This is a genomic window from Streptomyces sp. NPDC091416, from assembly GCF_044756845.1.
Lineage (GTDB): Bacteria > Actinomycetota > Actinomycetes > Streptomycetales > Streptomycetaceae > Streptomyces.
The window spans coordinates 344,358-367,670 of record NZ_JBIVTU010000006.1; the positions used below are offsets into that span (position 1 = coordinate 344,358).

The window sequence follows — 23,313 nt, forward strand, 5'->3', positions numbered from 1 at the left end:
GATGAGGGGGAGCTCTCACCAAGGTTCTGTGCATACGGTGTACGACTCTGGCCCCTTACGTGCCCCGCAGACCGTCCCGAACCGGTCCAGCCGCAGCTCACCGGACGTTGGGGAGCACCGGCCGCAGGCTGTTCCAGCGCCCGATCTCGCACCCGTTGGTCCGCTCGAACGCGGAGTCGATGGATCGTCCCTCCCACGTTCCGGTGATCCGCGCGGTCGCTCCTCCGCCGAACTGCTGCGTGCACATCGCGTTCCGGGACACCGGCGCGAACGGGTCCGCGCTCTCGCCCGGCAGCTGCGCCAGCCGGTCGCAGGCCTGCTGCGCCACCGGGTGGCTGCCACCGGCCGGGTCGCACTCCAGCTCGTACGTCCCGTCGGCCTCCGGGTTCCCCGACCCGGAGACGACCACGGTGAGGTGCGTGCCGGTGTCGTCGTTCTGCAGCACGGGCAGGGGCAACGGCAACGGCAGGGGACCGGCCGCGGCCGTCGCCGCAGGGGCGGCGGCGGACAGTGCGGCCAGCGACACGACGGCGGTGAGGGCGAGGCGACGCATCATTGCGGACTCCTGTGGTCGTACGTGTCGCCGGCACCGGGCCGGCGACGAAGAAGAACGAAGGGCGGACGCCCCGCCCTGACTAACGCTCCGCACGCCACGGCGTTTCGCAACCGGAGGCGCTTTGCCCTCGCGGCCGACTGCCTAGTACCGTAGGCAGCGATTGGTGACGCAGCGCTCAGCTGTGTCATCATCTGCACGCACCACTCGCGCTCGCGCGGGGTGTGCTGGAGGCGTCGCCTAGTCCGGTCTATGGCGCCGCACTGCTAATGCGGTTTGGGTCTTAAAGCCCATCGAGGGTTCAAATCCCTCCGCCTCCGCTTGATCACCGAAGCCCCGTGCCACTGGCACGGGGCTTCGGTCGTTCCCGGGCCGGACGGGACCCGAAGGGGCTGAGAGGGGCCGGGAGGGGGTGCGGCGCCGGGCGGATCAGAGGGTGTCCCGAACCGGTGATCCCGCAGCTCAGCAGCGGTGCGGCTAATGGATTTCGCGTCACGGCGCAGGTCATGTAATGTTGTTCTCGCAACGCCGACGGGGCAGAAAAAAGCCCGGAACGCCAAGCACTCGTAGCTTAACGGATAGAGCATCTGACTACGGATCAGAAGGTTGCAGGTTCGAATCCTGCCGAGTGCACAGCAGGCCAGAGGCCCTCAGGAGAAATCCTGAGGGCCTCTCGCTTTTGTCCTGACATCAGTCGAGCTCGTCGGCCTTCGCGGCTGACCGTCGGCCCGCAGGCGTCAGTCCCATCCTGAAGCGGATCGTTCCAAACGCGTCCGTGGGATGTCATGACTCTGTCACTGCCGCGCCTCGGGCGTCATCCACCCCTCACCATTTCCCCTACTTGCACACGCCAGGGGGGACCATGCGCATCCGTACCACCACCGCGGCCATAGCCGCCGTACTCGCCTTCGCCGCCGTCGGTTGCAGCAGTGACAGTGACAACGCCGACGACAGCAAGGCCGGCACGACCAAGAGCAGCGCACCCGAGGCGTCGAGCCCGTCGAGCCCGTCGAGCTCTGCGGACGACAGTGGCGCCGCCAAGGACACCAGCCTTCCGGCCGAGCCCACCGGCGCCGAGCGGGACGCCGTCCTTGCGGCGGTCAGGGACGTCAACGCCAACCTCACCCACGACGAGGACAAGGCCATCGACGCCGCTCGCAACCAGTGCGCGGCCCTCGACGGCGGAGCCGCGGACACGGACCACACCGCCGCGCAGCGGTTCTCGTACGACGGCATCACGCTGACCGATGACGACGGCAGCCACATCAACATCGGGCTGCGCAAGACGCTCTGTCCCGCATCCTGACGTCGGCGGTCGGCCCGGGGAGGGGCAGGCAGGCAAGGGGCCTTCAGGGGAAGTCCTGAGGGCCTTGCGCGTTGCCTGCGCAGCCGGCCGACGTACCCCTTCTCAGCTGAGTTGCTCGGCCAGCCCGACGATGATGCCCTCCGGCCCGCGGACGTAGCAGAGCAGATAGCTGTCCTCGAACCGGGCGATCTCGCCGACGAGTTCGGCGCCGTGAGGGCGAAGCCGGGCGACCGTGTCCTCGATGTCGTCGACGGCGAACATGACGCGGTGCGTGCCGAGGATGTTGTGGGGCCGGTTGCGCGGCTCGTCGCTGGTGGCCGCGGGGGTCCGGTACTTCGCCAGTTCGAGCCGGCTGTGACCGTCCGGGGTCCGGACCATCGCGATGTCGCAGCGGACGCCGTCGAGTCCGGTGCACTGGTCGGCGACGGCGCCCTCGACCGTTGCCTTGCCCTCCAGCTCCATCCCGAGCTCCACGAAGTACGCGACGGCGGCGTCCAGGTCCTCGACGACGATGCCGACGTTGTCCATCCGCTGAATCGCCATGCTGGCTTCTCCTTCTTCCCTGTACGGCCGGTGGCGGCCCCTGATGCTCCTGGGACGGAGCCGGTGGCACGTTCTCGACATCCCCGGATCACCGGCTTCCGAAGAATCCTGGTGGCTTCGCAGGCGAGATTCGTCCGGATGGACGTGCACGTCTGTTCCTTCGGGCCGGAGTCGCTGGTTCGTCGGCCCGCTGATCACCCGGGGCTCCACGGAGCCGTGCTGTCAGTCCCCGTCCCTAGGATCACGGCATGTCTGACGCCTTCACCGTCCTGTGGACCCATGACACGTGCCGTGCGCTGCGCAAGGCAGGCCGCGTCGGCGAGCGGCCGCCGGTCGCCTTCAGCGGTATTCACTCGTCCCTGCCCACGTGGTCGGGTGCCCGTGCCGGCGACGAGGTGTACGCGGTGCACGTCAACCGGCGCGAGGTCTTCGTGGTGAGCCGGATGCGCGTGCTCGACGTGGGGCGAGGCGCGTGCTGTGGCACGGTTCCCGTTGCCTGGGAGGACCCCGCGTATCCCGGGCACGCCGACTGGTCGATGCTCGGCGCCGACGGCTGCGGGGCCGAGGCGGTGCATGTGGACGCGACGCCCGTACGCTTCGACGCGGCCATACCCGGAGACCTGCTCGCACGGCTCACCTGGCGCAATCGCCGTGGTCGGACCCGCGTTCTGAAGTACGTGGTGGACGGCCGGCTTGAGAACTCCATCAGCCTTCAGGGGTTCTACCGACTGACTCCGGAGGCCGCCGACGAATTGGCGGGACTCGTGGGCAGCCCTGTGCTGTGATGCGGCGCCCCGCTTACTCGGACGAAGCGAGTTGTTCGCGCACCCACGGCGGAGCGGGGTTGGTGTGGGGTCGTCCGGCCACGACGACGGTCGGCACGGTCTCATTGCCGTCGTTGGCCGACCTCACCACTGCCGCTGCCTCCGGGTCCTGCCAGATGTTGACCCAGTGCAACTGGCGGGCACGACGGCCCAGCCGGATCCGCAGCCGAAGGCAGTACTTGCAGCCCGGACGCCAGTAGACGATCGGCCGGCCGTCGACCTCGCTGCGGCGTTGCGCCTCTCGCGCATCGATTGATCTCGGGAAGACCAGGGACGAGTGCATGGCTGCGAGCAGCGCGAACATCAGCAGGAGCGCGGCGGCTTCGCCGCGGCTCCCGCCGAGGAACAGCCCCGTTGCGACGAGCAAGCCGCAGAGTGCGAACAGTGTGGGCAGGATCCAGGTGCGCGTCATGATGAGGCAGGCTATCGACGAGTCGAACTGCTCCTCGAACCAGCCTGCTCACGTGCATATTCGTCGGCTTCACAAGGTCGGTTCCGGACCGCGCCGTCATCGGCGGCTTCTCCTCGTTGTGGCGGGCGTACCGTGGCGGCGCGGCAGACGAAGACCTGGGACGGACCCTGCGCCGCTTGCGCCGTCTGGCCTCCCTGACCCGGGAAGAGCTGGCTGAGCGGTCCGATGTGTCCGTCGATGTGATCCCGTCAGCTCGAACAGGGCCGGAAACATTCGGCGCGCCTCCCCACGCTGCACGCGTTGGCGAATGGTCTCGGAGTGGAACTGACCACGCTTCTGGGGCGACTGGAGGACGCGTTGAGCATCGCGCTCCGTACTGCCGATGACATGGCGGAAGCAGGCCGGACGACCGGCACGGCCGACGGCCTGAAGGTGTGGGGCGCGCTGACCATGAGCGCAGCCACGTCCGCCGCGCGGAGCGGCGACTACGAGCGAGCCGCGGCGATGATGGAGAGGCGGAGCAGGAAGCCGCCCGCGTGACGAAGCTCCCCGACGCTGCCGCAGCACGACCCGAGCACACCTGTCGCAGTTGACCGACATGTTCGGCGTGGATGGTTCCTCGCAGATCGGCACACCTTCTGAACCCGCCGCAGTCGGCGACGGCGAGGCGGATGACGACGAGCAGGTCTGACTATCTGCGGGGCGGCCACAGCGCTCAGGGCGTCCGCCAGCAGGCATCGGGTGCGAGGGAACAGGAAGGCGACCGCCTCCTCGAACTCCCCAGCCACCTACTCGAACCGGCCCCACACCCCCAGTGCCGACGGACAACGCTCCTACGCGACGTCCGGCCGTGTCATGAGCGGCGACCGCACGTGCAACTCCAGGCTGGGGCCGGTCAGGGGCAGGGTGCTCCAGGTCGCCGTCGCGGTTCCCGCGTCGGCGTCGACGGCCAGCCGAACGCGGTGCGGGGTGGTGATGACGTACAGATCGGCGACGTAGGTGCCGCCCTGCCAGGCGCCGGCCGCGACGATCGGCCGGCCGAGCGGGGCGCTCTCCCGCCAGTCGCCGTGGCCGACCTCGATGTCGAGGAGCGACTCGAATCGTACGAGCCATCCGCCGTCGGTGGGATCGACGGTGACCGTCGTTCCGTCCGGCAGGGCCGACCTCTCGGCCGAGGCGTCGAGTTTCGCGCTGACCGCACGTCCCGGGTCGGCCGAACCCGGCACCGGCGACAAGGAAAGCTGCCTCAGCCGATCGGCGAGGATCTCGTCGTCCCGGGCGCTTCCCGCGTGACCCACGCCGGGCAGCAGGCACTCCCAGACTGCGTCGAACACGTCCTGGGACTCTCCTTGAGCGGTCGCGACGACGACGAGGTCGTGGGACGGGACGACCACACACTGCTGCGCATAGGAGCCATGGCCGTGGTAGCCGTGGCGCGACATCCAGAACTGGTAGCCGTAGCCGTAAGAGAAGTCCGCCTGGTCCGATCCGTCCAGGATCCACTCGCTGTCGATGTGCCGTCTGGTCGCGAGCTCCACCCAACCGCGTGGGACGAGTTGTCGGTCGCCCCACATGCCTCCGCGCCGCAGCAGTTCGCCGAAGGCGGCGACGCCCTCGGTCGTGAGGTGCAGTCCGTGGAATCCGAAGGCGGCGCCACTGGCCAACCGGTCCCATTCGGCGTGGTCGATGCCCATCGGCGTGAACAGGCGCTCGTCGAGGAACTCCGGGAGACCGCGGCCCGTGACCCGTTCCACCATCCGGGCCAGGATGTAGGTGGTCGAGTTGTCGTAGACGTGCCGCGTTCCCTCGGCCGCGGCGAACGGCAGGCTCAGGAAGCCTTTCACCAAGTCGTCGGGTTCCCGCTCCCAGGCTTCGGTGAGGCTGTCGGTGGGGTGCCCGGCCGTCATGGACAGCAGGTGGTGAACGGTGATGTGGCGCCCTTGCTCCGAGACGTCGGCCGGGACGCGGTCGGGCAGCACGTCCACCACACGGTCGTCCAGTGAGAGCAGCCCGTCGCCGATCGCGAGCCCCACGGCGATCGACGTGAACGACTTGGTCAGCGAGTAGAGAAGGTGCGGGCGGTCGGCCGAATACGGCGCCCACCAGCCTTCGGCGACGACGTGACCACGGTGCACGACCATGATGGAGTGGCTCTCGCCCGATCGTGCTTCGAGCCGATCCAGCAGCGCGACGATCGAGCGGGACGACATCCCCGACGCGGCCGGTGCCGAACGCGGCAGAAGGGTGCGCTGAGAAGCCATCCGGGCACCGTACACAAAGGCCTTTTCGGGCCCCAGCGATTTACGGCCGACGGTAGTAGACGCCGAGATCCAGTCTGATTCCTGCCGGTGCTCTCCACGTGCCCGGCTGCCGCCGGGCAGCACTCCGATCACGACCGGCACCTCGGCCATGCGGTTGGCCATGTCTTCGATGGTCGCCCGCACGCAGCGAGTCCGGCAGTTGCCAACACGTGAGGCCGGCCGCTTCCGCCCTTCGCGTCCGCGAGGTGGTCACCGGATCCTGGGGCTTCGTGGGCGGGTGTCCCGGCGGTAGAGGGTCCAGGCGCGTCGGATCAGGCAGCGAACAGTGACGATGGCGCCGGCCAGGGCGATGAAGAACTCGACCGGGGGCTTTCGCCGTTCGGTGCAGCGGCGGAGCTTGCCGAAGTTGTTCATCCAGGAGTTCCTGCGTTCTGCGACGGCATCGGCCGCTCCTGTTCCTTCGGGCAGGACTGGCAGCTGCGCGGGAACCACTGAACCACCGTTCCGTGCGCCTCGGCCGGCTGCGGGCCCAGGTCGCGTACCGCCCCGGTGTGCAGGGCCGCGCCGCAGAAGACGCAGTGCACGCCGCGCTGCTGCTGGTCGGACAGCGTGATGAGCGGAGGCAGCGCGACGAGCCGCCTGTCGGGTGGGGGGTGTGGGGTGGAAGGATGGCGCATGGTCGGTCTCCTGGTGATCTCAGGGTTCTGACTGGCCCCGGCCATATGGAGGTACGAACTCCGGTCCGGGGCCTTTCTGTTGCTGGTGGCGGCGCCACTTGACGGCAAATTTATGGGACCCCCATAATGCAAGTCAAGCGGCACGCCCGATTCGAAGGAACGGGATGGCCGAGACAGGGAGTGAAGGGCCGGTCGAGAGGGAGGAGGTGCAGCGTGTCTTCGATGGCCTGGACGCCGTCGAGTCGATGGAGGACTCGCTAGAGAAGGCGCAGATCATCAGCCGCCTCCTCAGAGATCAGACCGAGCGCACCAAGAGGCTCAAGGAGCACCGTCGGAGGATCGTGCTGCACCTGAGGTCGCAGAAGGTGACGTACCGGGAGATCGCCGAGAACCTGGGGGTCTCGATCGGAACCGTGCAGGACATCGAGCGCGGCTATTCCGGTTCTGGGAAGAACCGTCCCAAGAAGAGCACCGAGACCTCGGCCGAGTAGCAGAACGGCCGAGCGGTGTAGAGACCGCCCGGCCGTATTGACCGGCGGGTGATCACCCCGCCGATCCGAAATCCACCCTGAAGAGAAGGATTCGTCCTCGATCGTAGGTCCGGTACGCGCGTGGTGACCACTCCCACGCCCTGAGTCGGCCGGAAGCAGATCTCTCCCGCGGCCTCGACGGCCGCCCCTCACCCCACGGACTGTGATGCGCCATCCCACCGGCGCGGCTTCGTGCTGCGCTTCTCCGTCATGCCCGGATCCGGCATGGACCCCCGTTCCCCGCGTCCTCCAGGAGCTCGACGCGACGGCCTCCCGGCAGGCCCGGCCGCGCGCGTGGCTGCGGGCCGTCGGGTGGCTCGTCGAGGCGGGGCTGCACCGCCGGGCAGGGGTGACGACGCTGGCGGTCGCGCGGGATCTGGCCGGGCGGATGGACTACCGGCTCGGCTTCGTCCTGTACGACCTGGAGGGCACCGCGGCCCGGTGCGGGGTCTCGGTGGCCACCGTGAAACGGCACGTCCGGGTCTTACGGGAGCTGGGGGCGCTGGTGTGGCGGCGGCACGGGACGAAACGGAACCTGCACCTGCCGGGCCGCCGGTACGCGGGCACGGCGACGGTCTACGCGGCGGTGATTCCGGCCGTGTACGACGCGCATATGGGCCATCGCCTGGAGGGCGCCGGATACGGGGCGCGGGTGTGCGGGATGACGGACGCGGGGCGGGAGCGTGCGGTCGGGGCCGTGCGGGCCAGGCCCCGGCCTGTGGATAACCGGCCGATGAGGAAGCGCAGTTCAGGGCGTCGTGCGCCCCATTCTTCCGGGCGCCACCACGACGTACCCAGAGCTGATGTGGAGAGGAAGGGGAACTACACCCCGCGGAGGTCTCCGCTTCAGGTCGCCCGCGACATCGCCGTCGCCCGGCAGGTGCGCCCGCTCGTCGGCTGGACCCAGCGCGAAGGACTGCGCCGTCTCGCGTACGCGCTGCGCCCGCTCATCGACCGGGGCCTCGACGCCCGCGACATCGCCGCCGAACTCTGCGGCCTGGCTGCCGGATGGCGGCCGGTACGGCCCGCGGCCTGGATCACCGCCGCTCTGGGGCGGGACCGGGAGGAGCCGGTGGCGCATGGGCGTACGGAACCGCCCGAGGCGTTCCACCGTGCCGTGACCGATGCGCGGGAGCCGTGGTCCGTGGTGGGTGCCGACAGTCCGGCGTACGGCGTCGAAGGGCTGACCCGTGAGGAGGTCGTCCAGTTGCGCTCGGCCGCCGCGACCGACCCGGGTCTGGTGATGGCCGCCCTGGAGAACCTCGGCGAGCGGGATGCCCGTCGGCTGTACACGAACCGGCTCGTGGACGAGGTGCTGCTGTACGAGTTCAGCGGAGTGCGCCGTGTTCGTACCGACGCCCGGCGCGACCCCGCCGTCATGTGATCGGCAGGGGTGGCGAGAGGATCCACACACGACAACGACGACGACAGGGACGAGGAAGAGCTGATGGACAGACAGACCCCGCGTAGCGCTGCGGTTTTGTACGGGACCGCCGCATCCAGTGCCGTCATAGGAGCCCTGCTGTGGCTGCGCAGCCGGAACAGCTCGGCGGACAGCTTGTTCCTGTACGGAACCTCGGATTCCGAGATCCACAGTCCGTCGGCCTGGCGGGTGTGGTCGTCGGCGGTGACCGAGGAACGCCTGGGCATGTATCTCCTCGGGGCCGCGCTGGTACTGGCCCTGGCGGCGCGCCTGGTCGCCACCTGGCGCGAATGAACCGCGCCGCCGGAGGGGCCTTCCGGGCACAGAAGCGCTGAGCCGCTGTGCCCGGCGCCCGCGTCCGCGCCGACCCCGCGCCGAGCCCGTACGGACCCCGCACGGGCCGGTACGCCTCCGTGGTTCAGGCCTCGGCCGGGGCAGCGGCCACCTGGGGCTGCTGTCCGGCCCGGACCACCGGACGGCGCCGGGACGGGACGCCGAGGGTGGGGTGGGCGACGCCCCAGGCCGCGCCCTTGCAGACCAACTCCTTGTAGAACGCGGCGAGACGGCCGGTCAGGGCAGCGCTCACGGCGCGGTCGTCGGCGGTGACGTACTGGATGAGGCCTTCCTTGCGGCCCAGCGAGATGCACTGGTTGAAGTAGCGGAGCGGGGTCTTCGGCAGCTTCGTGCCCGTCAGGCGGGCCGCGATGGCGTCGGCGGCCTGCCACGCGGTGGGGACGCCCGAGGCGCACGACATGCGCAGGGGCTTGTCGCCGGGGCCGGCCACCAGGGCGGCGTCGCCGATGGCGTAGACGTCCGGGTGCGAGAGCGAGCGCATCGTGGCGTCGACCACGATCTGGCCGGTGTCGGAGACCTCCAGCGCGGTGGCCCGCGCGATCGGGTGGACCGCGAAACCGGCCGTCCAGACGGTGACGGAGGCGGGGATGGCGGTGCCGTCCTCGGCCGTGACGTGGTCGGGCGCCACCTCGGTGACGGCGGTCTGCTCGTGCACGGTGATGCCGAGCCTGTCGATGACCTTCCGCAGGTGTTCGCGGCCCTTGGGGGACAGGGTGTCGCCGAGACCGCCGCGGACGGCGAGGGCGATGTCCAGGTCCGGGCGGGCCTCGGCGAACTCGGTCGCGGCCTCCAGTCCGGTGAGGCCGCCGCCGATGACGAGGACCTGCTGCCCGGCGTCCAGGCCGGCGAGACGTTCGCGCAGCCGGAGTGCGCCGGGGCGGCCGGAGATCTCGTGGGCGTGCTCGGCGGTGCCGGGGACGCCCTGGCTGTTCCAGCCGCTGCCGAGGGCGTACACGAGGGTGTCGTACGGCAGTTCCTCGGCGCCGTCCGATTCCGTGGCCGTGTCGGTGTCCGTGACCGTGACGTGCTTGCGGTCGGGGTCCACGGCGGTCACCTTCGCGTACCTCAGGGCGACGCCGGTGCCCGCGAACATCTCGCTGAACGGCCTCGGTGCCAGCTCCTGGCCGGTCGCCAGCTGGTGCAGCCGGACGCGCTCGACGAAGTCGGGTTCGGCGTTGACGAGGGTGATGGCGACGTCTTCGCGGCGCAGGCGCTTGGCGAGGCGGCCGGCGGCGATGGCTCCCGAGTATCCGGCGCCGAGGACGATGATGCGGTGCTGCTGCTGCATTTCCCTGCTCCTGTCTCGCGCGGTTTCCACCCCTTGAACCGGGCAGCCCGCAGTTTCCTGACAGGAGGGCGATGTGACCCGCGTCACGCGTCGGTCAGAAGGCGATGAACAGGGGTTCTCCGTGGTCGGAGGCCGCCCACCGCAGGGTCGCGCGTTCGAGCTTGTCGGGGTTGACCTGGCTGCGGAACGCGGTGATGCCGTCGGCGGTGATCTCCGGGCAGATGACGCCGATGACCCGGCCGTCCAGGACCGCCACGACGGCGACGATGCCGTTGGCGGTCGTGAGGTGGACCTCGGGAGAGCCGCCCGCGATGTCGCGCTTGGCCTTGCTGGGCTTGAACAGGCCTCGCATGAACTTCGCGACCGCGAGCGCGCCCTCGAACGCCTTGGCGCGGGCCGGGACCTTGCCGCCGCCGTCGCCGATCGCGACGGCGTCCTCGGTGAGCAGCCGTACGAGCGGCTCGGTCCGTCCGCTGGTGGCGGCGGCGAGGAACTCCTCGACGATCCGCCGGGCGGCCGCCTCGTCGATCTCGGTGCGGGCCTTGCCTTGCGCGATGTGCTTCCTGGCGCGGTGGAGGATCTGCTGGGCGGCGGCCTCGGTGATGTCGAGGATCTCGGCGATCTCCCGGTGCGGGTAGCCGAAGGCCTCCCGCAGCACGTACACCGCCCGCTCGTTGGGGGACAGCCGCTCCATGAGCGTGAGGACCGCGTACGAGACGGAGTCGCGCTGCTCCACGGTGTCGGCGGGGCCGAGCATCGGGTCTCCGGCGAGCAGCGGTTCGGGCAGCCACTGGCCCACGTACATCTCGCGCCGGGCGCGGGCCGAGGTGAGCTGGTTGAGGCACAGGTTGGTGAGGACCTTCGTCAGCCAGGCCTCGGGGACCTCGACCCGGTCCACGTCGGCGGCCTGCCAGCGCAGGAACGTGTCCTGCACGGCGTCCTCGGCCTCGCTCGCGGAGCCGAGAAGGCGGTAGGCGATGGCCTCCAGACGCGCCCTGGAGGCCTCGAACCGTTCCACGTCCTGCGCGGTCAGTGGCATGGCCCGGATCCTAACGCGCGCGGGGCCCGCCGGACCGAAGTGGTGCGGCCGCAGGGTGTTTCACGCTGCCGCGGCCGGTGCGATGTTCTGGTTGGCGCGGAAGAAGTTGTCCGGGTCGTACGTGTGCTTGGCGGCGGCCAGGCGGTCGTACGTGCCGCGGTACGTGGACCGGACGCGGTCCGGTTCCTCGGACTCGCCGAGGAAGTTGACGTACGCGCCGCCCATCGAGTGCGGGTGCAGCTCGGCCCAGTAGTCGACGCACCACTGGCGGATCAGGTCGGCGTTGGCGGGGTCGGGGTCGATGCCCGCGATGATTCCGGACCACGTGGCGTCCCGGTAGGCCCACGGGGTCGCGCCGGGGGCGACGCGGTGGGCGGCTCCGTCCACGGGGTACAGGTGCATCGTCGACAGGCCGGTGGGCAGGTTGCGGCCGTACTTCGCGTGCACGTCGATCGCCGCGTCGGAGATGGCGTCGAAGAAGTCACCGCGCCAGTACCACTGGAGTCCCTTCGGGATCAGGCCGTCGAACATGGTCTGGAGGACGGGGTACGGCATGGGGCTGGTGAAGTGGAAGGCGGGCGGGGCCGGGTCGTTGACCACGGCGAGGGTCTCCTCCAGGCGGCCGTCCGCGAGGTCGCCCGTGTAGCACCAGACCACGCCGCACATCTTCTGCCCGTGGATCTCCTCCGGGAACGGAGGCGCCGGCGGCACGGCCAGGAGGGCGAAGAAGCCGTACAGGTCGTCCGGTGCGGCGGGCAGGAAGTCGCGGTACCAGCGCAGTACCTCGGCCGTGCGGTCCACCGGCCACACGGTCACCGCGACGCCGACCGTGTCCACCGGATGCAGGCCGTACGTGAACGAGGTGACCACGCCGAAGTTGCCGCCGCCGCCGCGCAGCGCCCAGAACAGGTCCGGGTGCTCGGTCTCCGAGGCGGTGACGCAGGTGCCGTCGGCCAGGACGACGTCCGCGGCCTTCAGGCTGTCGATGGTCAGGCCGTGGGCGCGGGTCAGATAGCCGTGGCCGCCGCCCAGGGTGAGGCCGCCCACGCCCGTCGTCGACATGATTCCGGCCGGTACGCCGAGGCCGAAGGTGTGGGTGGCGTGGTCCAGATCACCCAGCTGGGAGCCCCCGCCCACCTGTGCCGTCCGCGCCTCGGGGTCGACGCGCACCCAGCGCATGGGGGACAGGTCGAGGGTCAGGCCGTCCTCGATCAGGCACAGGCCCGGCCCGCTGTGGCCGCCGCCGCGTACGGCCAGTTCGAGTCCCGTGTCCTGGGCGAAGGCGAGGGTGGCCCGTACGTCCGCCACGTCCGCGCACCGGGCGACGGCCGCGGGGCGCCGGTCGATCATGGCGTTGTAGAGGGCGCGGCTCTCGTCGTAGTCCGCGTCCTCCGGCGTGACGACAGACCCCCGCAAGCTTGTGCGCAGGCCTTCGAGAGCGGTGCTGTCGATGCTGGTCATGGGGGAACACCTCTGCAGGATCCTGGGATCGAACCGGCATCTCCCAGTGTGACGCAGATCACAATGGCGGGCCATGTGTGGGAGCATTGCGGGTTCGTATCCGTCCGTATCCACGTCCAGGAGTCCGGGAGTTCGCCCATGGGATGGCAGTGCACCGGCCTTCGCTGGCCCGATGAGCAGGGCGGGCCCGTCCTCGGGTGGCGCCGGGGCCGGCAGACGCGGGGCAGTGCTCTGGCGTACGGGACCGAGCTCGGGTTCCGGGCCTCCGGGGAGCGGGCGTGTGTGGGGGCGCGGGGCAACGCGTGCCCGCTCGCGGCCGTGGTCCCGGCGCGCAGTACGGGCGCCCGGTGCGCGGAGTGCGCGCGGCTGGACCGGGCGCACTCGGTTGCCGCCGACACGATCCCCGACGACCCGCGCACCTACCGCGTGTACCTGGCCTGGTTCGGGGCCGGGATGGTGAAGGTCGGGATCACCGCCGAGGAGCGGGGCGCGGCCCGGCTGCGGGAGCAGGGAGCGGTCGTCTTCAGCTGGCTGGGGCGCGGGCCGCTGATGGCGGCGCGGCGGGCCGAGGAGGTGCTGCGGGCCGCGCTCGGGGTGCCGGACCGGATCCCGTACGCGCGCAAGCGGGCGGTGCGGGCGGACCTGCCGGATCCCGGCGCGCGGGCCGCCGAGGTGGCGGAGCTGTACGGGAAGGCCGCGGCGCTCGACGGGCGCGGCTGGCCCGAGGCGCTGGAGCGGCTGCCGTTCGAGGCGGTCGACCACGCCGGCCTCTTCGGGATCGAGGCAGCGGACGGGCCGGGCGGGCCGGTGCGGGCGGTGACCGGGCTGGTGGACGGGGGCGTGGTCGCCGGGCGGCTGGTCGCGGCGGCCGGACCGGATCTCCAGCTGGACGCGGGCGGGGACGGGGTCGTCGTCGTGGACACCCGGCTGATGACCGGCTGGGAGCTGGCGGCTGCCGGTGCGGGGGCCGGGGTGAGCGTGCCGACCGTGGTGGTCGGGGGCGGCGCACTGCAGACCGGGCTGTTCTGACATCGTCGGTAGCGTTTCGAGGAGGGGAGCGCTGGATGGGTGACGACCGCGACGACGTGGTGCGGTTCCGGGAACGGCTCGGACTGCCGGGAATCATCGACGTACACACGCATTTCATGCCGGAGAAGGTGCTGCGCAAGGTCTGGGCGTACTTCGACGCGGTCGGGCCGCTGACCGGGATGGACTGGCCGATCACCTACCGCCACGACGAGGACGAACGGCTCGCGCTGCTCCGCTCGTTCGGCGTGCTCCGGTTCACCTCGATGATCTACCCCCACAAGGCGGGCATGGCGTCCTGGCTGAACGGCTGGGCGGCCGACTTCGCGGCCCGGGTGCCCGACTGTCTGCACACCGCGACCTTCTTCCCCGAGGAAGGCGTCGAGAAGTACGTGGCGGAGGCCGTCGAGGCGGGCGCCCGGGTCTTCAAGTCGCACATCCAGGTCGGGTCGTACGACCCGAACGACCCGCTGCTGGAGCCGGTCTGGGGACTGCTCGCCGAGGCCGGGGTCCCGGTCGTGACGCACTGCGGGTCCGGGCCGGCGCCCGGCACGTACACGGGGCCGGAACCGATCGGCCGGCTGCTCGCCCGGCACCCCCGGCTGCGGCTGATCGTGGCGCACATGGGGATGCCGGAGTACGCGGAGTTCCTGACGCTCGCCGAGACGTACCAGGAGGTCCGGCTCGACACGACGATGACGTTCACCGACTTCGCCGAGGGCTTCACCCCGTTCCCGGTCGCCGAGCACGGGCGGCTCGCTGCGCTCGGGGACCGCATTCTGCTGGGGACGGACTTCCCGAACATTCCGTATCCGTACGCTCATCAGCTGCACGCCCTGGAGCGGCTGGGGCTCGGGGACGACTGGCTGCGTGCGGTCTGCCACGACAACGCGAAGGCGCTCTTCGACTGCTGAGACGGGCCCGGTGCCGGGGCCGGCCGCCGCCTTCACGCCTTCGTGCCTTTCTCAGGGAATTCACAGAAACGGGAAAGAAGTCTCTCAGGGGCGTCTCACAAGGTGGGGGCATGACGACGACGACCTCGCCCCAGGGGCGTACCGAACTGCTCAGGCCGGACCGGACCCCCGTCCGGGTGCTGGTCGTGGACGACGAGGCTCCGCTGGCCGAGCTGCTCTCCATGGCGCTTCGCTACGAGGGCTGGGAGGTCCGCAGCGCGGGCGACGGCGCCGGCGCCCTGCGCACGGCCCGGGAGTTCCGGCCCGACGCGGTGATCCTCGACGTGATGCTGCCCGACATGGACGGGCTCGCCGTCCTCGGCCGGCTGCGCCGGGAGCTGTCCGAGGTGCCCGTGCTGTTCCTGACCGCGCGGGACTCCGTGGAGGACCGGATCGCCGGGCTCACGGCGGGCGGGGACGACTACGTCACCAAGCCGTTCAGCCTGGAGGAGGTCGTCGCCCGGCTGCGCGGCCTGATCCGGCGGTCCGGTACGGCGGCGGTCCGCAGCGAGTCGACGCTCGTCGTCGGCGACCTGATGCTGGACGAGGACAGCCACGAGGTGAGCCGGGGCGGTGCGAACATTCACCTCACCGCGACCGAGTTCGAGCTGCTGCGCTTCCTGATGCGCAATCCGCGCCGGGTGCTGAGCAAGGCGCAGATCCTGGACCGGGTCTGGAACTACGACTTCGGCGGACAGGCCAACGTCGTCGAGCTCTACATCTCGTACCTGCGCAAGAAGATCGACGCCGGACGGACGCCGATGATCCACACCCGGCGCGGTGCCGGGTACCTCATCAAGCCCGGTGAGTAGCCGCGTGAGACGGCTGGGCAGAGGGCCGTGGACGCTGCGGACCCGGCTCGCCGTGTCCTCGGTGATGCTGATCGCGGTCGTCGCCGCCGTGATCGGCACGGTCACCGCCATCGCGTTCCACACCTACATGTACGGCAAGCTGGACGGCCAGCTGCGCGACATCAGCATGCGGGCCGCCCGCATGCCGGGTACGCCCGGGCCCGGCGGGCCCACGGACAAGGATCCGCTCGGCTTCATCGGCATGGGCGGCGGCCAGCCCCTCAAGACGTTCGGCGCGCTCACCGCGGACGGAGAGGTCACCGACTCGGCGGTCGCCGCGGGCGGCGGCTTCGACGCCTCGGAGAACACCGAACCGCTGACCGGTGCGCAGACGGCCGCGCTGGAGGCGGCCCGTGTCCCCGCGGACGGTGAGGCGCACGACGTCGAGCTGCCCGGACTGGGCGGCTACCGGGTGCAGGCCGCGGGCCCCGCGAGCGACGGCACGACCGTCCTGGTCGGCATCCCGACCTCGGAGGTGAGCGGGGCCCTCAACACGCTGATCCTCGTCGAGGTCTGCGTGACCGGGGCCGGACTGATCGCCGCCGGGATCGCCGGGGCCGCCATGGTCGGGGTCGCCCTGCGGCCGCTGCGCAGGGTGGCGGCCACCGCGACGCGTGTCTCCGAACTCCCGCTGCACAGCGGCGAGGTCACCCTGTTCGAAAGGGTCCCGGACGCAGAGGCGGACCCGCGTACCGAGGTCGGCCAGGTCGGCGCGGCCCTCAACCGGATGCTGGAGCACGTCGGTTCGGCCCTGGACGCGCGGCAGAAGAGCGAGATGCGGGTACGCCAGTTCGTCGCCGACGCCAGCCACGAGCTCCGCACCCCCCTCGCCTCGATCCGTGGATACGCCGAACTCACCCGGCGCGGCCGGGAGGAGGCCGGACCCGACACCCGGCACGCGCTGGGGCGGATCGAGTCCGAGGCGCAGCGCATGACGGGCATGGTGGAGGATCTGCTGCTGCTCGCCCGGCTGGATGCGGGCCGCCCGCTCAGTTACGAGAGCACCGATCTCTCCCCGCTCGTCATAGACGCGGTGAGCGACGCGCGTGTCACCGGCCGGGCCGCAGCCGCAGCCTCCGGGGACGGGGCCGCGGACAGAGCCGGGGACGGGGCCGGACCCACCCATCACTGGCGGCTGGACCTTCCCGAGGTGCCCGCGACCGTGCGCGCCGACCCGACCAGGATCCAGCAGGTCCTGGTCAACCTGCTGGCCAACGCCCGTGCGCACACACCGCCCGGGACCACGGTCACGGCCCGGGTGCTCGCGGAGGCCGGGAACCCCTGGGTGACCCTGGAGGTCCGGGACAACGGGCCCGGCATCCCCGCGGAGCTGTTGCCGCACGTCTTCGAGCGCTTCGCGCGCGGGGACGCCTCGCGGTCCCGGCACGCCGGTTCGACGGGGCTCGGGCTCGCCATCGTGCAGGCCGTCGTCGTCGCGCACGGCGGTGTCGTCGAGGTGCGGTCGGTGCCGGGGGACACGGTGTTCGCCGTCCATCTGCCGGCCGACGCCGCCTCGCCCGTACCGGCGGGATTCCACTCACAGCCGGACCACAGGCTCAGCACACGGGTGTGACAGCGCGGTTGGCGAGTGTCGATGTCATGCGAACCGACACTCCTTGGAGCACCTTGCCGGCCCGGGACCACCTCCTGGCCGGCGCGGGCGATGCGGCAGGTGCCCCCGTACTCGATGTGGTGGTACCCGTCTACAACGAGGAGAAGGACCTGGAGCCGTGCGTGCTGCGGCTCCACGACCATCTGGCACGGACCTTCCCCTACGCCTTCCGGATCACCGTCGCGGACAACGCGAGCACCGACCGGACGCCCGAGGTGGCGCAGCGGCTGGCCCGCACGCTGCCGGGGGTGCGCTCGTACCGGCTGGAGGAGAAGGGCCGCGGGCGGGCGCTGCGTACCGTCTGGTCGCACTCGGACGCCCCGGTCCTCGCCTACATGGACGTGGATCTGTCCACCGACCTGAATGCGCTGCTGCCGCTGGTCGCGCCGCTGATCTCCGGTCATTCGGACCTGGCCATCGGCTCACGGCTCGCCCGCAGCTCGCGGGTGGTGCGGGGGACCAAGCGGGAGTTCATCTCCCGGGCCTACAACATCATCCTGCGGTCCTCGCTGGCCGCCCGGTTCAGCGACGCCCAGTGCGGGTTCAAGGCGATCCGCGGCGATGTCGCGCAGCGGCTGCTGCCGATGGTCGAGGACACCGGATGGTTCTTCGACACGGAGCTGCTGGTGCTGGCCGAGCGGGCCGGGCTGCGCATCCACGAGGTGCCGGTCGACTGGGTCGACGACCCGGACTCGACGGTCCACATCGTGCGGACCGCCACCGAGGACCTGAAAGGCGTGTGGCGGGTGGGCCGTGCTCTGGCCGTCGGCGCGCTGCCGCTCGACCGGCTGGCGCGGCCCTTCGGAGACGACCCGCGCGACCGCGGGATCGGCGGCGTACCGCGCGGACTGGCCCGGCAGCTGGTCGGGTTCTGCGCCGTGGGAGTTCTCTCCACGCTCGTGTACCTGGTCCTGTACTCGCTCTTCCGGCAGGGCGTCGGACCGCAGATCGCCAACGGCGGCGCGCTGCTCGTGTCCGCCGTCGCCAACACGGCGGCGAACCGGAGGCTCACCTTCGGCGTACGCGGCCGGGGCGGAGCCGCCCGCCACCAGGCGCAGGGCCTGGTGGTCTTCGCCATCGGCCTGGTGCTGACCAGCGGCTCGCTCGCCGCGCTGGGCGCCGCCTCGGGCTCGCCCTCGCACGGCACCGAACTCGCCGTGCTGATCGCGGCCAACCTCGCGGCGACCGTGCTGCGGTTCCTGCTCTTCCGCGCCTGGGTCTTCCCGGACCGCGACCGGAGCGCTGACGCGTCCCGCCCGGCGGATGCCCCGGCGTCCTGCGCGGTTCCGGGTGACGGTCGGGTCGATGCCCCGGCGTCCCGCGCGGTTCCGGGCGACGGTCGGGTCGATGCCCCGGCGTCCCGCGCGGCCGCGGTCCCGGCCGATGACACCCACCACGAACTGAGGAACGTCCGATGACCACGCTCGACCACCTCCCGGCGCCGCCCCAGGCCGCGGCGGGCCATGCACGCCCCGGCCCCTCGCTGCCGCACCGCGTGTGGCGCGGCCGGCCGGAGGACCCCCGCTGGGCACGCCCGGCCTTCCTGTCCATGCTGCTGGTCATCACGCTGGCCTACCTGTGGAACCTCAGCTCCTCCGGCTACGCCAACTCCTTCTACTCCGCCGCTGTTCAGGCCGGCAGCCAGAGCTGGAAGGCCTTCTTCTTCGGTTCGCTGGACTCGGCCAACGCCATCACCGTCGACAAGCCCCCGGCCACGCTCTGGCCGATGGCGCTGTCGGTGCGGATCTTCGGCCTGAACTCCTGGGCGATCCTGGCCCCGCAGGTGCTGATGGCCGCGGCGACGGCCGGGGTGCTCTACGCCTCCGTGCGCCGCCGGTTCAGCGCGGCCGCCGGGCTGATCACGATGGGGGTGTTCGCGCTCACGCCCGTCGCCGCGCTGATGTTCCGGTTCAACAACCCGGACGCGCTGCTCGCGCTGCTGATGACCGTCACCGTCTACTGCGTGCTGCGCGCGATGGAGAACGGCCGCACCAAGTGGCTGGTGTGGGCGGGCGTGGCGGTCGGTCTGGCGTTCCTGTCCAAGACCCTCCAGGCGTTCCTGATCCTGCCGCCGCTCGCCGTGCTGTACGCGGTGTTCGCGCCGGTCTCCGTGCGCAAGCGTTTCGGCCAGCTGGGCCTCTCGGCGCTGGCCATGGTCGTCGCGGGCGGCTGGTGGGTGGCGATCGTCGAGCTCTGGCCCGCCTCCTCGCGCCCGTACATCGGCGGTTCGCAGAACAACTCGTTCCTGGAGCTGACCTTCGGCTACAACGGGCTCGGCCGGATCAACGGCGAGGAGACCGGCAGCGTCGGCGGGGGCGGTGGCGGCGGCGGCGGTGGCGGCGGTCAGTGGGGCGAGACCGGCATCGGCCGGATGTTCAACTCCGAGATCGGCAGCCAGATCTCCTGGCTGCTGCCCGCCGCACTCGTCCTCCTGGCCGCCGGTGTCTGGCTGACCTGGCGGGCGAAGCGGACGGACACGGCCCGGGCGGCCTTCCTGGCCTGGGGCAGCTCGCTGCTGATGACCGCGGCCGTGTTCAGCTTCATGGCCGGCATCTTCCACCAGTACTACACGGTGGCCCTGGCCCCCTACCTCGCCGCGCTGATCGGCATGGGCGCCACGGTCCTGTGGGAGGAGCGGTCCCGCTGGTGGGCGGGCGCCGCGCTCGCGGTCACCGTGGGCGTGACGGCGTACTGGTCGTACGTGCTGCTGGGCCGCACCCCGGACTACCGGCCGTGGCTGCGGCCGACGGTGCTCGTCGCCGGGATCGTCGGCGCGCTGGGCCTGCTGCTCGTGTCGCGGCTGGGGCGTCAACTGGCGCTCGCCGCCGTGGGCCTGGGCTTCGTCGCGTCCCTGGCCGGGCCGGCCGCGTACACCGTGAGCACGCTGAACACCGGGCACCAGGGATCCATCGTCACGGCGGGCCCGTCCTCCGGCGGGATGGGTGGCGGCCCCGGCGGGGGTGGCGGCGGTGGCCGTGGTCCCGGTGGCGGTGGCGGTATGCAGCCGCCCGGGCAGGGCACCCAGCAGGGTGGCAGCCAGGGCAACCAGCAAGGCGCCCGGCAGGGTGGCGGCATGGGGCAGCCCCCGACCGGCACGCCGCCCGGCCAGGGGCAGAACCAGGGCGGTCCCGGTGCGGCGCGGAACGGGCAGCAGCCCGGAGCGATGCCCGGTGCGGGCGAGCGGCCCGGCGGCGGCGGCGGCGGCGGTGGAGGCATGGGGGGTCTGCTCAACGGGGCGACCGTCGACGCCGCGGCGAAGAAGCTCTTGGCGGCGGACGCGGACGACTTCACCTGGGCCGCCGCGGCCATCGGCTCCCAGAACGCCGCCAGTTACCAGCTCGCCACCGGCGACCCGGTGATGGCGATCGGCGGATTCAACGGGAGCGACCCGTCCCCGACGCTCTCCCAGTTCAAGAAGTACGTCGAGGACGGCCGGATCCACTACTTCATCTCCAGCGGCACGGGCGGTGGCGGCGGCATGGGCGGCAGCAGCGGCACCTCGTCGCAGATCTCCAGCTGGGTCGAGAAGAGCTTCACGAAGGTCACCGCCGGCAGCGCGACCTTCTACGACCTGACCCGGCCCACGAGCAGCTGAGGGCCGGTACCCGGAAGGTTCAGCGCCGCAGCAACAGGTCGGCGACAACAGGGCGGTGGTCCGAGGCGAGCGTCTCGGCCACCGCCGCGTCGCGTACCCGCACGGTGTCCTTGGAGACCGCCACGTAGTCGATCCGCTGCACCGGATTCAGCGCCGGGTAGGTGGGCCCGCCGGGCTCGATGTCGTCCAGCTCCTCCCACAGGGGCGCCAGTTCGGGAGCCGCCGGGGCCGCGTTGAAGTCGCCGAGCAGGATCTGGTGCACCGGCCGCCGCTCCGACTCCTGGTCCTCGGCCATGATCCGGCGGGTGTCGGCGACCTGGGCGATCCGGACGGACGGGTCGCCGCGGTAGTCGAGGTGCGTCGCGTACACGTGCACGGGGACCCCCTTCACCCGCACCACGACCTCGCCGAAACCGGGCGCGAGCGCCGGGACGGGGTTCGGGTCCTGGGTGGAGAGCCGGGTGATGTCGTGGTTCTCGGCACTCACGATCCGGTACCGGGACAGCACCGCGACGCCGAACTCGCGTCTGGGGGCGCCCGGAACCGCCGGATCGAAGCTGTAGATCGGGGCGAACGACACCTGCATGCCGAGCCGGTCGGCCAGCTCGGCCGCCAGGTCCCGGCCCTGACTGCGGTCGCCCCAGTGGACGTCGACCTCCTGGAGCCCGATCACATCCGCGTCCAGCGAGCGGAGCTCCGCCACCTGCCGGTCGAGATCGAAGACATTGTCCATGCCGGCCCCCGCATGGATGTTGTACGTGGCCACGCGCAGGGGCACCAGCTGCCCCCGGCCGTGCCCCGCGGCTGCCGCGGGAGGTGCGAGCACCGTCCCCAACAGACCTGCGGCCAGCAGGACTTCCACCGTACGACGACGCAGTGACATACCACTCCAGCCCTTGTCGGATCAGCGACCGGCAACGTATCGCGGGAAAGTCGGTTGTACGTGTCCCTTGCACGGCTATACGGTGTACATCTCTTTCCTGTACACCGTATAAGGCCTGGTGTGCACCGCTTGCGAGTCCGTGCCGAACCGTTAGGGAGTCCGTATGACGGCGACCTCCGCCGAGTCGAACCGCCTCTCGGCGCCGAGCCATCCGCAGCGCTGGCTGATCCTCGGCGTCATCTGCCTCGCCCAGCTCACCGTGCTGCTGGACAACACCGTCCTCAACGTCGCGATCCCCTCCCTCACCCGGGAGCTGGACGCCTCCACCGCCGATGTGCAGTGGATGATCAACGCCTACTCGCTCGTGCAGTCGGGGCTGCTGCTGACCGCCGGCAGCTCCGCCGACCGCTACGGCCGCAAGAAGATGCTGATCGCCGGGCTCGCCCTGTTCGGCATCGGCTCGCTGGTGGCCGGGCTCTCCCAGTCGTCCGCGCAACTGATCGCCGCCCGGGCCGGCATGGGAATCGGCGGGGCGCTGCTGATGACCACGACCCTCGCCGTCGTCGTCCAGATCTTCGACGAGAGCGAGCGGGTGAAGGCGATCGGCATCTGGTCGACCGTCAGCTCGCTCGGCTTCGCCGTCGGGCCTCTGATCGGCGGGGTCATGCTCGACCACTTCTGGTGGGGCGCGATCTTCCTGGTCAACATCCCGGTCGCCGTGATCGGCCTGGTGGCCGTGGCGCGGCTGGTCCCGGAGTCGAAGAACCCGAACGGCGAGCGCCCCGACCTCCTCGGCGCCGTGCTCTCCACCATAGGCATGGCCGCGGTCGTGTACGCGATCATCTCCGGCCCCGGACACGGCTGGACGTCGGGCCGGGTGCTGCTGACCGCCTTCGTCGGGGTCGCCGTCCTCACCGGCTTCGCGCTGTGGGAGCTGCACATCCCGTACCCGATGCTGGACATGCACTTCTTCCGGAACCAGAAGTTCATCGGCGCGGTCGCGGGCGCGATCCTGGTCGCGTTCGGGATGGGCGGCTCGCTCTTCCTGCTCACCCAGCAGCTCCAGTTCGTCCTCGGATACGGGCCGCTGGAGGCCGGTCTGCGTACCGCTCCGCTGGCGCTGAGCGTCGTCGCGCTCAACCTCACCGGGCTCGGCGCACGGCTGGTGCCCAGGCTCGGCACGCCCGTCACCATCGCCTGTGGCATGGGGCTGCTCGCCGCCGGGCTGGGCGCGATCGCGCTGCTGGGCGGGGACGGCTACGCGGGGACGCTGCTCGGCCTGCTCGTGATGGGCGCGGGCATCGCGCTCGCCATGCCCGCCATGGCCAACGCGATCATGAGCGCCATCCCGCCCGAGAAGGCCGGTGTCGGCGCCGGGGTCAACGGCACCCTCGCCGAGTGCGGCAACGGACTCGGGGTCGCGGTGCTCGGCGCGGTCCTGAACTCCCGGTTCGCGGCGCTCGTCCCGTCGGCCGTCGGCGCGGCCTCGCTGCCCGCCGCCCTGGCCGCCGCGAGCGGGGACGCGGAGCGGCAGCGGATCACGGACGCCTTCTCCTCGGGCCTGGAGACCAGCATGCTGGTCGGGGCGGTGGCGGTGCTGGCCGGCGGACTGCTGGCCGCGGTACTGCTGCACCGCGCGGAGCGAGGAGAATCGGAACGGGCCGACCCGGCCGTGCCGGCGGCATAGCATCGGACGGGGGCCTACCGGACCGTAATGCTCCG

21 protein-coding genes, 2 tRNA genes and 2 pseudogenes are annotated in these 23,313 nt (G+C 71.2%); 15 read left to right on the forward strand and 10 right to left on the reverse strand.

Going from position 1 to position 23,313, the window contains the following annotated elements; all coding sequences use genetic code 11:
• Positions 1 to 97: 97 nt before the first annotated feature.
• Positions 98 to 556 (reverse strand): SSI family serine proteinase inhibitor, encoded by a 459-nt coding sequence (locus ACIQMX_RS20360; protein ID WP_363066824.1) that lies wholly within the window; start codon positions 554 to 556, stop codon positions 98 to 100.
• A gap of 226 nt (positions 557 to 782) precedes the next feature.
• Between ACIQMX_RS20360 and ACIQMX_RS20365 the strand changes: the two genes are divergently transcribed.
• The 3 genes from ACIQMX_RS20365 (at position 783) to ACIQMX_RS20375 (ending at position 1,859) form a co-directional block, all read left to right on the forward strand.
• A tRNA-Ser gene (locus ACIQMX_RS20365) sits at positions 783 to 873 on the forward strand.
• Between the two features lie 240 nt (positions 874 to 1,113).
• Positions 1,114 to 1,186 (forward strand) — tRNA-Arg (locus ACIQMX_RS20370).
• A 229-nt stretch (positions 1,187 to 1,415) separates the two neighbouring features.
• A complete protein-coding gene (locus tag ACIQMX_RS20375; RefSeq protein ID WP_402479914.1) occupies positions 1,416 to 1,859 on the forward strand; it encodes a hypothetical protein in 444 nt (147 codons plus the stop codon).
• Positions 1,860 to 1,961: 102 nt separating this feature from the next.
• Here the strand turns inward: ACIQMX_RS20375 and ACIQMX_RS20380 are convergent, their stop codons facing one another.
• Complete coding sequence (locus ACIQMX_RS20380) at positions 1,962 to 2,402, reverse strand: VOC family protein (protein ID WP_363066761.1); 441 nt, start codon at positions 2,400 to 2,402, stop codon at positions 1,962 to 1,964.
• 248 nt (positions 2,403 to 2,650) lie between these two features.
• Here ACIQMX_RS20380 and ACIQMX_RS20385 point away from each other — a divergent pair, with 248 nt between their 5' ends.
• A complete protein-coding gene (locus ACIQMX_RS20385; protein WP_402479918.1) occupies positions 2,651 to 3,187 on the forward strand; it encodes a hypothetical protein in 537 nt (178 codons plus the stop codon).
• Positions 3,188 to 3,200: 13 nt separating this feature from the next.
• On the opposite strand, the gene ACIQMX_RS20390 is transcribed toward ACIQMX_RS20385, so the two are convergent.
• Complete coding sequence (locus tag ACIQMX_RS20390; protein WP_402479921.1) at positions 3,201 to 3,638, reverse strand: glutaredoxin domain-containing protein; 438 nt, start codon at positions 3,636 to 3,638, stop codon at positions 3,201 to 3,203.
• A 116-nt stretch (positions 3,639 to 3,754) separates the two neighbouring features.
• Between ACIQMX_RS20390 and ACIQMX_RS20395 the strand changes: the two are divergent.
• Positions 3,755 to 4,207 (forward strand): annotated as a pseudogene (locus tag ACIQMX_RS20395) (helix-turn-helix domain-containing protein); the annotation flags it as partial.
• 264 nt (positions 4,208 to 4,471) lie between these two features.
• Here the strand turns inward: ACIQMX_RS20395 and ACIQMX_RS20400 are convergent.
• From ACIQMX_RS20400 to ACIQMX_RS20410, 3 genes and pseudogenes are all read right to left on the reverse strand, one after another.
• Positions 4,472 to 5,899 carry a serine hydrolase domain-containing protein gene (locus tag ACIQMX_RS20400; RefSeq protein ID WP_402479923.1) on the reverse strand — a complete coding sequence of 476 codons (1,428 nt, stop codon included), beginning with the start codon at positions 5,897 to 5,899 and terminating at the stop codon, positions 4,472 to 4,474.
• A 249-nt stretch (positions 5,900 to 6,148) separates the two neighbouring features.
• Positions 6,149 to 6,337: pseudogene (locus ACIQMX_RS20405) on the reverse strand (IS5/IS1182 family transposase); the annotation flags it as partial.
• Positions 6,310 to 6,576 (reverse strand): hypothetical protein, encoded by a 267-nt coding sequence (locus ACIQMX_RS20410; RefSeq protein ID WP_402479925.1) that lies wholly within the window; start codon positions 6,574 to 6,576, stop codon positions 6,310 to 6,312. The pseudogene ACIQMX_RS20405 and the gene ACIQMX_RS20410, both read right to left, overlap by 28 nt.
• A 164-nt stretch (positions 6,577 to 6,740) precedes the next feature.
• Here ACIQMX_RS20410 and ACIQMX_RS20415 point away from each other — a divergent pair, with 164 nt between their 5' ends.
• From ACIQMX_RS20415 to ACIQMX_RS20425, 3 genes are all read left to right on the forward strand, one after another.
• Positions 6,741 to 7,067 carry a helix-turn-helix domain-containing protein gene (locus tag ACIQMX_RS20415; protein ID WP_402479928.1) on the forward strand — a complete coding sequence of 109 codons (327 nt, stop codon included), beginning with the start codon at positions 6,741 to 6,743 and terminating at the stop codon, positions 7,065 to 7,067.
• Positions 7,068 to 7,272: 205 nt separating this feature from the next.
• The gene (locus tag ACIQMX_RS20420) at positions 7,273 to 8,490 is read left to right on the forward strand and encodes a cell wall protein (protein WP_402479931.1); all 1,218 of its coding nucleotides are present in this window, start codon (positions 7,273 to 7,275) and stop codon (positions 8,488 to 8,490) included.
• A gap of 63 nt (positions 8,491 to 8,553) precedes the next feature.
• A complete protein-coding gene (locus ACIQMX_RS20425; protein ID WP_402479934.1) occupies positions 8,554 to 8,823 on the forward strand; it encodes a hypothetical protein in 270 nt (89 codons plus the stop codon).
• A gap of 124 nt (positions 8,824 to 8,947) precedes the next feature.
• Here the strand turns inward: ACIQMX_RS20425 and ACIQMX_RS20430 are convergent, their stop codons facing one another.
• The 3 genes from ACIQMX_RS20430 to ACIQMX_RS20440 all read right to left on the reverse strand — a co-directional run bounded on the left by ACIQMX_RS20430 (position 8,948) and on the right by ACIQMX_RS20440 (position 12,671).
• Positions 8,948 to 10,171, reverse strand: coding sequence for an NAD(P)/FAD-dependent oxidoreductase (locus ACIQMX_RS20430; protein ID WP_402479936.1), 1,224 nt, complete (start codon positions 10,169 to 10,171; stop codon positions 8,948 to 8,950).
• 94 nt (positions 10,172 to 10,265) lie between these two features.
• Complete coding sequence (gene sigJ, locus ACIQMX_RS20435) at positions 10,266 to 11,210, reverse strand: RNA polymerase sigma factor SigJ (protein WP_402479938.1); 945 nt, start codon at positions 11,208 to 11,210, stop codon at positions 10,266 to 10,268.
• A gap of 60 nt (positions 11,211 to 11,270) precedes the next feature.
• Positions 11,271 to 12,671 carry an FAD-binding oxidoreductase gene (locus tag ACIQMX_RS20440; protein ID WP_363066751.1) on the reverse strand — a complete coding sequence of 467 codons (1,401 nt, stop codon included), beginning with the start codon at positions 12,669 to 12,671 and terminating at the stop codon, positions 11,271 to 11,273.
• Between the two features lie 138 nt (positions 12,672 to 12,809).
• Between ACIQMX_RS20440 and ACIQMX_RS20445 the strand changes: the two genes are divergently transcribed.
• The 6 genes from ACIQMX_RS20445 (at position 12,810) to ACIQMX_RS20470 (ending at position 20,708) form a co-directional block, all read left to right on the forward strand.
• On the forward strand, positions 12,810 to 13,700 hold the full coding sequence (locus ACIQMX_RS20445; protein WP_402479941.1) for a DUF2797 domain-containing protein: 891 nt from the start codon (positions 12,810 to 12,812) through the stop codon (positions 13,698 to 13,700).
• 35 nt (positions 13,701 to 13,735) lie between these two features.
• On the forward strand, positions 13,736 to 14,611 hold the full coding sequence (locus tag ACIQMX_RS20450; RefSeq protein WP_363066749.1) for an amidohydrolase family protein: 876 nt from the start codon (positions 13,736 to 13,738) through the stop codon (positions 14,609 to 14,611).
• Between the two features lie 110 nt (positions 14,612 to 14,721).
• Entirely contained in the window at positions 14,722 to 15,462 is a 741-nt protein-coding gene (locus ACIQMX_RS20455) for a response regulator transcription factor (protein WP_306070916.1), read from the forward strand.
• A 64-nt stretch (positions 15,463 to 15,526) separates the two neighbouring features.
• Complete coding sequence (locus ACIQMX_RS20460) at positions 15,527 to 17,074, forward strand: ATP-binding protein (protein WP_402480151.1); 1,548 nt, start codon at positions 15,527 to 15,529, stop codon at positions 17,072 to 17,074.
• Positions 17,075 to 17,100: 26 nt separating this feature from the next.
• The gene (locus tag ACIQMX_RS20465; protein ID WP_402479945.1) at positions 17,101 to 18,531 is read left to right on the forward strand and encodes a glycosyltransferase; all 1,431 of its coding nucleotides are present in this window, start codon (positions 17,101 to 17,103) and stop codon (positions 18,529 to 18,531) included.
• Positions 18,528 to 20,708: an ArnT family glycosyltransferase gene (locus tag ACIQMX_RS20470; protein WP_402479947.1), complete on the forward strand. Its 2,181-nt coding sequence runs from the start codon at positions 18,528 to 18,530 to the stop codon at positions 20,706 to 20,708. The genes ACIQMX_RS20465 and ACIQMX_RS20470 overlap by 4 nt, the downstream gene beginning before the upstream one ends.
• A gap of 19 nt (positions 20,709 to 20,727) precedes the next feature.
• Here ACIQMX_RS20470 and ACIQMX_RS20475 read toward each other — a convergent pair whose 3' ends face one another.
• A complete protein-coding gene (locus ACIQMX_RS20475; RefSeq protein WP_363066745.1) occupies positions 20,728 to 21,591 on the reverse strand; it encodes an endonuclease/exonuclease/phosphatase family protein in 864 nt (287 codons plus the stop codon).
• Positions 21,592 to 21,754: 163 nt separating this feature from the next.
• Between ACIQMX_RS20475 and ACIQMX_RS20480 the strand changes: the two genes are divergently transcribed.
• On the forward strand, positions 21,755 to 23,278 hold the full coding sequence (locus tag ACIQMX_RS20480) for an MFS transporter (RefSeq protein WP_363066744.1): 1,524 nt from the start codon (positions 21,755 to 21,757) through the stop codon (positions 23,276 to 23,278).
• Positions 23,279 to 23,313: the final 35 nt, after the last annotated feature.